Source organism: Streptomyces sp. NPDC002795 (assembly GCF_042888725.1).
Lineage (GTDB): Bacteria > Actinomycetota > Actinomycetes > Streptomycetales > Streptomycetaceae > Streptomyces.
Map to the genome: position 1 here is coordinate 15,002 of NZ_JBIAQB010000012.1, position 12,778 is coordinate 27,779.

Genomic DNA, 12,778 nt, shown 5'->3' on the forward strand with positions numbered 1-12,778 from the left:
ATCTTGGGCAGGGTCGGGTCGTTCGGCCGAGCGGACAACTGCCGCCCTTTCTGTGTGGATTCAGTCGATCACGCCCGACTCCGTGAGACGTGTCCGATACGCCGGTGACTGGTGTGCCGACTCCCAATAGGCCTCTCGCAGGGCCGGCAGCACCGCGTCCAGGACGGGCGCGGAGCGGGCCGCGAGGAGGAGACGTACGGCTACCGGGTCGCCCTCCAGGGGGCGGATCGCCATGTCGGGGCGGGCGAGGGACGTCGGCTGGCAGAGCGTCACCACCTCGCCGGTCGCGACGAGGTTGAACGCGGTCAGGTAATCGCCGTGCAGAACGCGGGGGTTGAGGCCCGCCGAGCGGAACGCGCGGAGCAGGCCGTCCCATTCGCCGTCCACCGTCGGGTCGATCATCCAGCGGTCATCCGCCAGGTCCGTCAGGCGCACGACCGGGCTGCCCGCCGCCGGGTGGTCCGCCGACAGGGAGACGTACTGGGGTTCGCGGGCCAGGAGGACCTTGCAGGTCAGGGACTCCGGTATGCGCAGCGGGCTGCCCTCCACCTCGTGGACGAACGCCACGTCGAGACCGTCCTCGGCCACCAGGCGGAGCAGCGCGTGCGCCGAGACGTCCATGCGCAGCGACGGCTCGTGCGGCGAACTCGCGCGCAGGCGGCGCAGCCAGCCGGGGATCGCGCGGCTGGCCGTGGAGCCGATGCGCAGTCGGTCACCGGCGGCGTCCCGCGTCATCGCGCGCGTCTCGTCGACCAGTGCGCGCAGGTCGTCCACCAGCGGCCGGGCGCGCGTGAGCAGGGTGCGGCCGAGCGGGGTCGGGCGGCAGCCGGTGCGTTCGCGGGTGAAGAGCCGGCCGCCGAGGTGGTCCTCGATGCGGCGCAGCTGGGTGCTGAGGGCGGGCTGGGTCATGCCCAGGTGACGGGCCGCCTTGTGCAGGCTGCCGGTGTCCTCGATCGCGCACAGGACGCGCAGGTGCCGCACTTCCAGCTCCATGGGCGTTGAGCGTAGGCCGGTCCCGTGCGCCGCACCAGAGTCAACTGTGTGGTGATAGCGCGGAGTTATCGCGCAGTGGCATCTTTCCCGTGCGTCACGGCCGCCCCACACTCTCACGCATGGACATGACACCACCCCCCACGGTCATCCGTCTTCTCGCCGGTGCCTTCGGCGCCGGCCTCACCGTCACCGCCCTCGCCGCGAGCCCGGCGACCGCCCATCAGGCCCCCACTCACCAGACGTCCGCGGTCTCGTCCGCGCGTTACGCCGGTTCCGCCGAGGAGGCCGCCGCCAACAAGGCGTTCTTCGAGGCCGTCCTGAAGTCCGTCGCCGAGAAGCGGGCCGCCAACCCGGGAGCCGCGTCCGTCACCGTCTCGTACGACGCCTCACAAGCCCCCACCTTCCAGCAGCAGATAGCGCGCAGCGCGTCGATCTGGAACTCGTCCGTGTCGAACGTGAAGCTCCAGGCCACGTCCGGCGGCGGCGACTTCTCGTACCGGGAAGGGAACGACTCGCGCGGTTCGTACGCGTCGACGGACGGGCACGGCGGCGGCTACGTCTTCCTGGACTACGCGCAGAACCAGGAGTACGACTCCACGCGCGTGACCACGCACGAGACGGGCCATGTGCTCGGCCTCCCCGATCACTACGAGGGGCCGTGCAGCGAGCTGATGTCGGGCGGCGGTCCCGGCCCCTCCTGCACCAACCCGAACCCGGACGCGAACGAGAAGGCCCAGGTGGAGTCCCTCTGGGCCAACGGCTTCGCCAAGGCCCTGCACAAGGCGGAGGCCGAGTTGCGCTAGGGCCCTTCTGACGGGTCAGGCTGGATGCCAGGGCCCGCGACTCCAGCAAGATCCGTCAGAAGGGCCCTCGGGCTCCAGCACCGTTCCTCGCACACACCGGGCCACCGTCATCCTCCCCACGGGCGGTGGCCCGGTCAGCCGTGCAGCGTCAGGTCCACCAGGAGCGCCCGGTGGTCCGTGTCCGCGAGCTCGATGAAGTGGGCCTCGTCCGCCGAGAAGTCGTCGGTCACCAGGACGTGGTCGATCTGCGTGCCCAGCGGTCCCGGAGCCGTCGACGGCCAGCTCGGGGTGCGGGAGTGGCCGGTGAGGCGGGCCGCGTCGTGCAGCGCCCCCGCGTCGAGGATGTGGCGGAACGCCGCGTGGTCCTGCGTCGCGTTGAAGTCCCCCGCCACGATCGCGGGCCCTTCGCCGGCCCGCGCCGCGTCCGCGAGCCGGCCGAGTTCCGTCCTCCACACGCCCACCTGGTCGGGCAACGGCGGCATCGGGTGCGCGAGTTGGAGGCGCACCGCGTGTCCCCGTACGTCGGCGGTGGCGGCCGGCATGCCCATCGCCCCGGCCACCGTCGGCGCCGCCTTCAGCGGGAACCTGCTGAGGATCATCGAACCCTCGGAGCCGTCCGCCGCGACGGCCTGCCGGTGCGGGTAGCGGGCGCGCAGCGACTCCCGGTCCAGCGCGTCCCGGCAGGGGCGGCCGCACTCCGCGACGAACACGATGTCGGGGCGGTGCCGGGCGACCGTGTCGATCAGCGCGTTGGTGCCGCGGCTGAACTGGACGTTGGACGCGAGCACCCGGACGCCGGAGACGGGGACGCCGTCCGACCCGCCGACCGTCCCGGAGGGCCCGTACGGCTCGATGTACCAGGCGAGCGCGCCGAGTACGACGACGCCCCAGACCATCCCCGTACGCCAGCGCGACAGCAGCGCGAGGAGCAGGGCGGCGGCCGTGGGGGCGATCAACCAGGGGAGGAACGCGAGGAGTTGGGGGACAGGCGTCGGGCCGTCACGGTCTGCGGCCCGGAAGACGACGACCGCGCTGACCCCCGCGAGCAGCAGCGCCGCCGCCCACGCCCCCGTCCTGTGCACGCGCCGGCGCCCGGCGTCCCGCGGTTCGTACCGTGGGGCGCCGGGCGCGTCGTCCGTGATGTGCTGCTGCCTCTGGTCCAAGACCCGGCCCCCGTACCTGTCCGATCGGTACGTCAAGGCTAGGGCCTGTCTTCAAACTCCCGTCTGCCCGGCGGCGTCTGGCACGCACGCTCGCTGCGTTGCCGAAAAGCCCGAGTAGCTCCGCTACGAGGACTTCCCGGCGCCTTGCGATCGCACGCACCAGACGCCGCCGCGCCGCCCTCCGGGCGACGACGGGAGTTTGAAGACAGGCCCTAGGGCCTGGTACGCGACCGTCAGGCCGGTTTGGCGGCCCCCGGGTTGGGGGCGCGGCCGTGGTCCGTGGCGAGGGCCCAGATGACGAAGACGCCGATGCCGATGGAGATGACCGACCACACGGGCGCGTAGGGCAGGAAAAGGAAGTACTCGACGACGTAGAGCGCGCCGAAGCCGATGCCCGCGCCGCGCGCCCAGTCCTTGCCCTTGAGCACGCCCCAGCCGGTGACCGCGACGAGCGCGCCGATCACCAGGTGGATCCAGCCCCACGTGGTGAGGTCGAAGGCGTAGACGTAGTCGCCGACCCGGCTGTAGACGTCGTCCTTGGCGATGGCCGCGATCCCGTTGAGGACGCCGAGGCAGCCGCTGACCAGCATCAGGACGCCGGCGAACAGGGTGCCGCCCGCCGCCCAGTCGTTGCGCGGGCCCTCGCCGCGCGTGGGGTCAGGGTCGGGTGTGCGGTGGTCCTTGGACCAGGCGGTCGTCGGCTCGGCTTCCGGTGGTGTGTGCGTCATGCGAGCGCCTCCTCGTGTCACCGGAATGCTCGCGCCGCAGCAGGGCGGTGGCATGTCGGACGCGGCCGAACGGGTGTCTGCCGAGCCACACCGCGAGCGCCACCACCACGCCCACGGCGACGAGTACCCACGACGCGGTGCGCAGCGGCGACGTCAGGGCGTCGTAGACCGAGGCGGTCGCCGCCTTGTTCGCGGCGTCGGAGATGTCGGAGAGCGTCAGCGCGCGGGCGATCGGCAGCGCGATGAGCAGCGCCCCCGCGCTCAGGGCGACGCCGAGGGCCGTCCAGGCGAGCGCGCGACGGCGGCGCGCGGCGAGCGCGAGGCCCGCGACGGCGCACACCACGGCGGCCAACGGCAGCCACAGACCCGCGAGTTGGAGCACGTGGAAGCCCTGGCGCAGCGTGGCCAGGTCGCCTGCGGACAGCAGGGTGACCTCGGTGTGCGCGACCGGGATCCGCTCGGCGAACGGCACACCGTTCGCTTCCAGCTGCTGCTTGACCTGCCGGGTGACGGGGGCCAGGTCGAGCGTGACGGGCCCCGTGGTGCCCTCGTCGAGGGCCTGCTGCACGGCGTCGTGGGCGGCGCGGTTCGCGGTGTTCCAGGCGCCGCGGAAGGCGTCGGTGTCCGTGAACGAGACGACCGCGTCGTGCAGATAGTCCTCGACGACCGATGCGAGCGCGCCCACGTCCAGGTTCTTCATGACCCCGGTGGTCACCGCGTCGGCCACCGCGTTCTGTACGTCCGTGTCGCCGGCCAGCGGCGCCATCGCGGACACGTACCGGTCGCTGTCGCCGATCTCGTACTTCGCCCAGGTGGAGAGCGTGCCGAGCGGGACGAGCAGGCAGGCGAGGACGAGGAGAACGGCGGAGGCGGTTCTTCGGATCACCGTTCCAGGCAAGGCCCCGGCCGCGCCGTGCGCGACCGGGGTGCGTGCATACGGACTACCGTCCGGCCCCTACTTGCGGTTGTAGAGGCGCATCGTGACGGGCCCGAACACGGCGATCAGCAGCGCCGACCAGCCCAGCGACCACAGCACCTCGGCCGTCGGCCAGTCGCCGTCCATCAGGCCGCGCACGGCGGACGCGACGTGTGTGACGGGGTTGTTGTTGACGAAGGCCTGGAGCCAGCCCGGCATCGTCTCGGGCTTCACGAAGATGTCGCTGAGGAACGTCAGCGGGAAGATCACCATCATGCTGACGCCCATCACCGACTTCTCGGTGCGCAGCAGCAGTCCGAACATCGTCCAGATCCACGAGAACGCGAAGGAGAAGACGAGCAGGACCACGATGGCCGCGAGGACGCCGAGGACCCCGCCGTCCGGCCGGAATCCCATGATCAGGCCGACCACGAGCATCACGACGGACGCGATCGTGTAGCGCAGGGCGTCGCCGAGGAGGTACCCGACCATGACGGCGGGTCGCCAGATCGGCAGCGTACGGAAGCGGTCGAAGACGCCCTTCTCGATGTCGGTGTTGACCGAGACGCCCGTGTACATCGTGATCATCACGACCGACATCACCAGAATGCCGGGCAGCAGGTACTGGATGTACTCGCTCGGGGAGCCGGCCAGCGCCCCTCCGAACAGGTACGTGTACATCAGCACCATCATGACCGGGAACGCCGTGACGTCGAAGAGCTGCTCCGGCACGTGCTTGATCTTCAGCATCGCGCGCCAGCCGAAGGTGAGCGACGCGGACAGGGCGCTGGGCCGGGGCGGGCGCTCCTTGGCGATGAGCAGCTCGGCGAGGGATTCGGCGCTGACCGGGGCGAGGTCCTGCGCATCGGTGCTGGTGGTGGTGGCGGTGGTCATGCCGACGCCTCCTCGGACGTCTGGGCCTGTACGGGATTCTGGTCCTGCACGGGCTGGTCGGTGAGGGCCAGGAACACCTCGTCGAGGCTGGGCTGGCCGAGGGCGAAGGTGTCCACGGTGATGCGGGCGGCGGCCAGTTCGGCCAGCGCGCGGGAGGCCTGCTCGGCGGCGCCCCGGCCGTTGGAGGCGCCGCCGACGCGGGCGGTGAGCGCCACCGGGTCGGGCTCAAGGACCACCTGGGCGTCGAGCACGGTGTTCAACAGCCGCTCGGCGTCCGGGCGTTGGAGCGGATCGCGCAGGCGTACGTGGACGGAGCCGGAGCCGACCGACGCCTTCAGCTCGCCCTTGGTGCCCTCGGCGATCACGCGGCCCTTGTCGATGACGGCGATCCGGGACGCCAGCTGGTCGGCCTCGTCGAGGTACTGGGTGGTCAGCAGGACCGTGGTGCCCTGCGCGACGACCGCGCGGACGATCTCCCACACCTGGTTGCGGCTGCGCGGGTCGAGCCCTGTGGTCGGCTCGTCGAGGAACAGCAGGTCGGGGGTGTTGAGGATGGACGCGGCGATGTCGATACGGCGCCGCATGCCGCCCGAATAGTTCTTCACCTGGCGGGCCGACGCTTCCAACAGGCCGAAGGCGTCCAGGAGTTGGTCGGCCCTCGCGGCCGCGGACCGCTTGCCGTGGCCGGTCAGGCGGGCGAGCAGCACGAGGTTCTCATGGCCCGTCAGGTCCTCGTCGACCGACGCGTACTGGCCGGTGAGGCTGACGCGGGAGCGCACGGCGTCGGCCTCGCGCACCACGTCGTGGCCGAAGACATGGGCCTCGCCCGCGTCCGGCCGCAGCAGCGTGGCGAGCATCTTCACGGCCGTGGTCTTGCCCGCGCCGTTCGGCCCGAGCACGCCGTAGACCGTGCCGGCCGGGACGGTCAGGTCGATGCCGTCGACGGCGCGGTTGTCGCCGAAGGTCTTGACGAGGCCCGCGGTCTCGATGGCCAGGCCGGTCGTGGTGGCGGTGGTGCTCATGTCTGGTGCCCCTCTCGGTCACGTCACAGAGAAAGACCGGCTCCGCGACGGGAACTCATCGGCCGGCCGGGCGCGAGCGCTCAGGTGGAGCACTGGGCCGAACGGGTGTTTCCTGGACGTGGGGGCGTGGGGATCTTGGTTCCTTCTAGGAGGCCGATCATGCGCCGAACCACTCCGGCCCTGGCTGCTGCCGGGCTTCTGGCGGGCGGACTGCTCGCCGTGACCGCCGCGGCACCCGCAAGTGCGAACAGCGGCGACGTCGTCTGGGGGACTGTCGTCTCCCCGTCCGATCTCAACCTGCGCTCGGGGCCGAGCACCTCGGCATCCGTCGTGTACCGGCTCGCGCCGGGCAGCCAGGACCGTATCGAGTGCGCCACCGACGGCTCGTCCGTGCACGGCACCTCGACCTGGTACTGGTTCACGGGTGCCCGCGGCTGGGCCAGCGCCGCGTACGTCGACACCGGTGGCCGTGGCGTGCCGAGCTGCACGTCCGGGGCGCCGTCCGACGGGCCGCGGCACGATCGCGATCGTGACCACGGCCCGAGCAGCTTCTACTACCGCGAGTACCGGGAGTTCGGCGTCACGTTCTAGAACAGCTTCCAGACACCACATCTAGAACGTACGTTCTATACGGGCGCGTACTCGCTCGCCGAGTAGTACCGGTAGTACGTGCCCACGAACGTCGACGCCCCGACCACCAGGCCGAGCATGATCGACCACAGGATCGCGGGATCCGAGAGGCTGTGCAGGAAACCGATCGCGATGCCGGCGAACGCGCCCCAGGCCGAGGCCCGCGCGAGGAAGTGCCGGCCGGCCTGCTGCTTGGACCAGTGGTGGATGCCGAAGCAGAGCGCCGCGACGATGATGCCCGTGACGAAGCCGAGCGCGATGTTGCCTCCGGTGACCTCGCCGCCGAAGCGGTCGATGCTCGCCGCCCAGAAGCCGTACGCGATGCCGGTCACGACGGGGACGACGACGGCCGCGCTCGTCGGGGAGAGCGCTACGCCACCGGTGGTCCTGCGTCCCGGTGCGGGTGCCGCATGCTGAGCCATGACGGGCTCCTTTCTGCCAGGCCCCCTCGGGTACCCCGAGTCTCGTGTGCTTCGCCTTCCATTGACCTCTCGCGGCACGCCCTTCGCAACATGCGCGCCGTGGCGCACCGTGTTTCGCTGAGCGCATGAACATCCTGCTCCTGGGCGCCACCGGCATGGTCGGCAGCCGCATCGCCGCCGAGGCACTGGGCCGCGGCCACAGCGTGACCGCCGTCAGCCGCTCCGGCGACGTGCCCGTCGCCGGTGTCACGGCCGCGGCGGCGGACGTCTCCGACGTGCAGCGGCTCACGGAACTCGCGGGCGGGCACGACGCCGTGGCCTCCGCCCTCGCGCCGCCCCGCGACGGCTCCGACCCGGTCAAGCCGTTCCTCTCGCTCAATCAGGCGCTGGTCGCCGGGGTGCGCGGGGCCGGGGTCGCACGGCTCGTGGTGGTCGGCGGGGCGGGCAGCCTGGAGGTCGCGCCCGGCGAGGCACTGATGGACCAGCCGGGCTTCCCCGACGCGTACCGCGGCGAGGCGCTCGCGCACCGGGACGTGCTCGCGTATCTGCGCACGGTCGACGACGTGGACTGGACGTACATCTCACCGGCCGCGGAGATCGGCCCGGGGGAGCGCACCGAGGAGTTCCGGGTCGGCGGCGACCGGCTGATGAAGGACGCGGACGGCGAGAGCCGGATCAGCGCGGAGGACTACGCGCTGGCCTTCGTCGACGAGATCGAGCGCGACGCGCACTCCAGGAAGCGCATGTCCGTGGCGTACTGAGCCGCGGTCCCCCGAACGGCCGAGTCTGCCGTGTCCGCTGTGGCCGCGGGCTCCTTCGGCCGGTACCCGTACAGCTCGGCGTCCGCCTCGTTCTCGTACGGTGCGCGCCGCGCGGTCCTGCGGATCACGGTGATCGCGGCGTCGTCGCTCGGCGGGCCGTACCGGTGCTCGCGCAGGTCCTCCGCCAGGCGGCGCAGCAGCGCCTCCGGCGACTCCTTCGCGCCGGGCGGGGGCAGCAGGCCCGGCAGCCGCTCGCGTACGGGGTAGAAGGCGCCGCCCTCGTCGCGGCACTCGGTCACGCCGTCGGTGAAGAGGATCAGCGTGTCCCCGACCCCGAAGGGCAGCCGGGCCACGCGCGGCGCCGCGGCCCCCAGCATCCCCATGCCGAGGGGGAGCCCCGCCGGGAGTTCAGGGGTGTGCACGCGGCCGTCCGCGGTGACGACCAGCGGCGGCTCGTGCCCGAAGTTGACGATGTCGACGCACCCGCCCGACGTGGGCGGGAAGTGCAGCAGAAGCCCGGTGGAGAACGCGTCGGTGAGGCCCTCGTCTCGGGTGAGGCGGTTCCAGGCGGTGTAGCGCTGCATGGCGATCTCCAGGCGCCGGGCCACCTCCTCGATCCGCTCCTCGTGGTACGCCGCTTCCCGGAACGCGCCGAGCAGCCACGCCGATGCGGACACCGCGGGCAGACCCTTGCCGCTGACGTCGCCGAGCACGGCGCGCACCCCGTGCGGCGAGGGCTGGAAGTCGTACCAGTCGCCGCCGACGCGGGCCGCGCGGGCGGCGGGCTGGTAGAAGTCGGCGATGCGCAGGTCCTCGAAGCGCTCGGGCAGGCCGCGCATCACCGCGCGCTGCGTGGCCTCGGCGATGTCCTTGAGGGCCTGGACGCGGGCCCGCTGCTCCTCCCTGCGGCGCGCGATCAGCACACCGAGCAGGCCGCCGGTGCCGATCATCAGCGGCCCGAGCACGGCCCAGCCACCGGTCGGCAACGGTGCCACGGCCTGTAGTGCGACGTAGACGCAGATCAGCAGTCCGGTGACGACGGCCGTGACGGTCACGGGCGCGAGCATCGCCACCATGATCGGCACGAGGCCGAGCAGGGCGCGCGCCCGGAAGTCGGCGGGCGTCGCCACGTCGAGGGTGGTGATGATGAGCGCCATCACCGCGACGAGCAGCACCACGGCACGCCAGCCGCCCGTGGGGCGGGAGTCGGAGGGGCCCGCGCCACGGATCGAGGAGTAGAAGCCGCTCGAGCCAGGAGATGTCATCACGTATGAGAATGCGGGGCATTCGTCGTGAAGAGTAGGGACGAAGGTCCGTACGGCGGTGAGATCCGGGTCTCAGTGCACGGGGACGCTCACGAAACGCGACGTCACGTGCAGGTCCGCCGCGATCAGCGCCGCGGTCTCCCGCAGCGCCCGCGCCCATGTGTCGTCGTCCCCGCGGCCCTGGTGTGCGGTGACGTCGAGCGCGGAGACGAGCACGCCCGCCCGGTCCCGCACCGGCACGGCGACCGACCGCAGCCCGGCCTCGGGCCCGTCGGCCACGGCCCGCTCCCCGCCGTCTCGCAGCAGCCGCCCGGCGGCCGTGTCCTTCGCGGGCAGCCGGGAGCCGACGCCGATGTCGACGCTCATGACCCGGCGCGGCGTCACCCGCGCGGTGCACCGCACGCGGTCGCCGTCCGGCACGGACAGGCCGACGGATTCGCCGAGCCGCTTCGACAGGGCCGCGAGGTGCGGCGCGGCGATGCGGGGGAGCGTGGTGCGCGACAGGGGCGCGCAGCCGAGGGCGAGGACGCGGGGGGTGAGCCTGTACGTGTGGTTGTCGCGGGTGACGTAGCCGAGGTGGTCGTAGGTGATGAGGGCGCGGCGGGCCGTCGCGCGGGCGAGTCCTGTGGCCTCGGCGACTTCGCTGAGGGTCAGGGCGGGGTGCGCGGCGTCGAACGCGGTGAGCACGCGGAGGCCTCTGGCGAGGGACTCGATGGGGGCGCGGCCAATATCAGCCCCGCCGGCGTTCGAGGCGCGGGGTCCGGGGCCGAGCCCCGAGGCGTAGGAAGAAGTGGCCAGTACGGATTCCATCGACCGCACACACGCCTCCAACGGCCCCCGCACCGCCCCCGCCAGCTCCCCGGCGGCATGCCGGCTCGTATGGCTCACCACGCTCACCGCGCACACCACCGACCCGTCCGGGCCCCGTACGGGAACCGCCACCGCGACCAGGCCCGGCTCCACAAGCTGGTCGTCCACGGCGACGGAAAGGCCGTCCCGGAACACAAGACCTGGCGCACACCCGCCCTCCGGCAGCGCATCGCCCACCCGGAAGCTGATGGACAGGGCCCGCCTGCGCAGCACCTGGTGGACGAAGCGGATGTCGGCGCCGTCGGGGACCGCGAGGGAGACGGATTCGTCGAGCTCGTCGGCCAGCTCGTCGGCGAGCGGGCCGAGCAGTCCCGGCACCCGCAGCGCGTCCAGGCAGGCGTTGGCGACGGCCATCAGGGGCGGGGCGAGCGCGGCGTCACGCCCGTCGAGGCGTACGAAGCCCAGGTGGGCGAGGGTCGCGCAGATCCGGTCGACCGTGGAGCGGGCGAGGCCCGTGGCGCGGGCGAGTTCGGCGAGGGCGAGCGTGCCGCCCGCGTCCCCGGCGTGCTCGGCGGCGTCCGTGAGGCATCGCAGCACGTCGAGGCCGCGCATCAGCGGGGCGACGGCCTCGGCGGGCGGCTGCGGGGTCACGGGTGGGGACGGCACGGTCGGTACATCGAGCACGAGGCCACGGTAAGCGACCACGGAGACCGCACGGTCGGCTATCGGCTATCGGCTATCGGCCGAGCAGTTCGATGATCCGGTCGAGGGTGGCCGGGGCCAGATGCCGGCGGAGCGCCTCGACCACATCGTCCGGGGTGCCCCGGCTGTCGATCTTGATTACGCCGTAATCGCGGCCGCGCTTCTCCTTGCGGGCGGCAGGGACGGTCGCGGCGGCATCCGGCTCGCCGGGGAGCATCTGCTCGTCCTTCGGGAGGCGGGCGATGCGGCGGGCGTCCTCGATGGAGACACGGCCGTCGGCGAGCGCCTCCTGGATCTCCTCGCGCAGCTTCATCAGTGACAGCCGCTGCGAGATGAAGCCCTGCGTCTTGCCGATCCGGGAGGCGACCTGGCGCTGCGAGTAGCCGTAGGAGGTGATCAGGCCCTGGATGGCCTGGGCCTGCTCCAGTTCCGTGAGGTCGTCGCGCTGCACGTTCTCGATCAGCGCGTCCTCGTCGGAACGCGTCGCGTCGTCCCTGACCAGGACCGGAACCTCGTCCAGGCCCGCCATCCGGGCCGCCGCGAGCCGCCGGTGGCCGTGCAGGACGACGTACGGGGCGTCGCCCACGGCCTCCTTGTGGTGCGGGCGGGCGGCGAGGAAGACGGCCGCGGAGACGACGCCGAGGGCCTGGAGGACGCCGCGCTCACGGACCGTCTCGGCGAGCCCGTCGAGGTCGCGCAGCTCGTGGCGCGGGTTGTCCGGGTTCTCGGTGAGGTCGCCGATCGCGACGGTGAGCGGCTTGGTGTCGGGGCGTCTGCGCTGGGCGGGCGCCGCGGCCTGCTCCTCGGCGGCCGCCTTCTCGGAGGACAGGAGCGAGGACAGGTCGGTACGGCGCCCCATCAGATGTTCACCTTCTTCTTCGTACGGGAGGCCTGGCGGGAGGACTTGCGTCGGGCGGGCGCCGGGATCGCCGCGAGGCCGACCTCCAGGGCGAGCCGGAAGAAGTCCTCGCGGGCCTGGAGCGCGACCCGGTTGGCGCCGTACTGCGTGACGACCAGGCCGTCCGCGCTGGCCCGCGTGTGCAGCTTGTAGTGGCGTACGACGGTGCGCGCGAGCGGCCAGCCCTGCGCCTCGACGAACTTGCGGGTCTGCGCCAGGTCGGCCTTGCCGTCGCGCGGGTCCCAGTTGTTGATGACCACGCGGAAGGGCAGCCCGCGCGGCTTCACGACCCGCTCCACCGTGCGCTGCGTGGGCTGGAAGCCGAGCGGCTCCGGCTCGATGGGGACGATGACGTCGGTGGCGTTGGAGAGCACCGCGCGCAGCGCGTCGGCGGCCGCGCCCTTGCCGAGCGGGTCGTCGCCGTCGTCGTCGGCGAGGTCGAGCCAGCCCGGGGTGTCGACGAAGACGTGCTCGGCGGACGGGATCCGGGAGAGCGCGGCGAGCCCCGAGAGGTCGTCGTGGGCCTGCACGAAGTCGAAGGGGAGGCCGTCGCCGACCCGCTCCGACCACCACACGGCCGAGCCCTGCGGGTCGATGGACACGGCGACGACCGGCGGCCGCTCGGCGTCGGGGGCGCCCGCGCCGAGCACGTCGGCGGTGACGGCCGCGAGGTTCACGGCGAGCGTGGACTTACCCACGCCGCCTTTCTGATTGAGGATCACGTGTACGTGTGCCACGAAAACTCCCTAACTCCATGAACCGGAACATCCG

14 protein-coding genes are annotated in these 12,778 nt (G+C 72.3%); 3 read left to right on the forward strand and 11 right to left on the reverse strand.

Annotated features, from left to right (window positions below):
* Nucleotides 1-60: 60 nt before the first annotated feature.
* Nucleotides 61-993: a LysR family transcriptional regulator gene (locus tag ACFYWS_RS31375; protein WP_389282065.1), complete on the reverse strand. Its 933-nt coding sequence runs from the start codon at nt 991-993 to the stop codon at nt 61-63.
* Nucleotides 994-1,112: 119 nt separating this feature from the next.
* Here ACFYWS_RS31375 and snpA point away from each other — a divergent pair, with 119 nt between their 5' ends.
* A complete protein-coding gene (gene snpA / locus ACFYWS_RS31380) occupies nt 1,113-1,796 on the forward strand; it encodes a snapalysin (protein WP_389282066.1) in 684 nt (227 codons plus the stop codon).
* A 134-nt stretch (nt 1,797-1,930) separates the two neighbouring features.
* Here snpA and ACFYWS_RS31385 read toward each other — a convergent pair whose 3' ends face one another.
* The 5 genes from ACFYWS_RS31385 to ACFYWS_RS31405 form a co-directional block, all read right to left on the reverse strand.
* Complete coding sequence (locus tag ACFYWS_RS31385) at nt 1,931-2,959, reverse strand: endonuclease/exonuclease/phosphatase family protein (RefSeq protein ID WP_389282068.1); 1,029 nt, start codon at nt 2,957-2,959, stop codon at nt 1,931-1,933.
* Nucleotides 2,960-3,192: 233 nt separating this feature from the next.
* Nucleotides 3,193-3,687, reverse strand: coding sequence for a hypothetical protein (locus ACFYWS_RS31390; RefSeq protein ID WP_389282070.1), 495 nt, complete (start codon nt 3,685-3,687; stop codon nt 3,193-3,195).
* On the reverse strand, nt 3,617-4,573 hold the full coding sequence (locus ACFYWS_RS31395) for a hypothetical protein (RefSeq protein ID WP_389282072.1): 957 nt from the start codon (nt 4,571-4,573) through the stop codon (nt 3,617-3,619). Before ACFYWS_RS31395 ends, ACFYWS_RS31390 begins: the two co-directional genes overlap by 71 nt.
* Before the next feature lie 69 nt (nt 4,574-4,642).
* A complete protein-coding gene (locus tag ACFYWS_RS31400) occupies nt 4,643-5,497 on the reverse strand; it encodes an ABC transporter permease (protein WP_389282074.1) in 855 nt (284 codons plus the stop codon).
* A complete protein-coding gene (locus ACFYWS_RS31405; RefSeq protein ID WP_389282075.1) occupies nt 5,494-6,519 on the reverse strand; it encodes an ATP-binding cassette domain-containing protein in 1,026 nt (341 codons plus the stop codon). The genes ACFYWS_RS31400 and ACFYWS_RS31405 overlap by 4 nt, the downstream gene beginning before the upstream one ends.
* 159 nt (nt 6,520-6,678) lie before the next feature.
* On the opposite strand from ACFYWS_RS31405, the gene ACFYWS_RS31410 reads away from it, so the two are divergent.
* A complete protein-coding gene (locus ACFYWS_RS31410) occupies nt 6,679-7,110 on the forward strand; it encodes an SH3 domain-containing protein (RefSeq protein ID WP_389282077.1) in 432 nt (143 codons plus the stop codon).
* A gap of 35 nt (nt 7,111-7,145) precedes the next feature.
* On the opposite strand, the gene ACFYWS_RS31415 is transcribed toward ACFYWS_RS31410, so the two are convergent.
* Nucleotides 7,146-7,571: a hypothetical protein gene (locus ACFYWS_RS31415; protein WP_389282079.1), complete on the reverse strand. Its 426-nt coding sequence runs from the start codon at nt 7,569-7,571 to the stop codon at nt 7,146-7,148.
* Between the two features lie 125 nt (nt 7,572-7,696).
* On the opposite strand from ACFYWS_RS31415, the gene ACFYWS_RS31420 reads away from it, so the two are divergent.
* Complete coding sequence (locus tag ACFYWS_RS31420) at nt 7,697-8,332, forward strand: NAD(P)-dependent oxidoreductase (RefSeq protein ID WP_389282081.1); 636 nt, start codon at nt 7,697-7,699, stop codon at nt 8,330-8,332.
* On the opposite strand, the gene ACFYWS_RS31425 is transcribed toward ACFYWS_RS31420, so the two are convergent.
* The 4 genes from ACFYWS_RS31425 to ACFYWS_RS31440 form a co-directional block, all read right to left on the reverse strand.
* Nucleotides 8,260-9,597, reverse strand: coding sequence for a PP2C family protein-serine/threonine phosphatase (locus ACFYWS_RS31425; RefSeq protein ID WP_389282083.1), 1,338 nt, complete (start codon nt 9,595-9,597; stop codon nt 8,260-8,262). The two genes, ACFYWS_RS31420 and ACFYWS_RS31425, sit on opposite strands and share 73 nt — an antisense overlap.
* A 72-nt stretch (nt 9,598-9,669) precedes the next feature.
* A complete protein-coding gene (locus ACFYWS_RS31430) occupies nt 9,670-11,091 on the reverse strand; it encodes a helix-turn-helix domain-containing protein (protein ID WP_389282084.1) in 1,422 nt (473 codons plus the stop codon).
* A 52-nt stretch (nt 11,092-11,143) separates the two neighbouring features.
* Nucleotides 11,144-11,968 (reverse strand): ParB/RepB/Spo0J family partition protein, encoded by an 825-nt coding sequence (locus ACFYWS_RS31435; protein WP_389282085.1) that lies wholly within the window; start codon nt 11,966-11,968, stop codon nt 11,144-11,146.
* Nucleotides 11,968-12,744 carry a ParA family protein gene (locus tag ACFYWS_RS31440; RefSeq protein ID WP_389282087.1) on the reverse strand — a complete coding sequence of 259 codons (777 nt, stop codon included), beginning with the start codon at nt 12,742-12,744 and terminating at the stop codon, nt 11,968-11,970. The genes ACFYWS_RS31435 and ACFYWS_RS31440 overlap by 1 nt, the downstream gene beginning before the upstream one ends.
* Between the last annotated feature and the right edge of the window lie 34 nt (nt 12,745-12,778).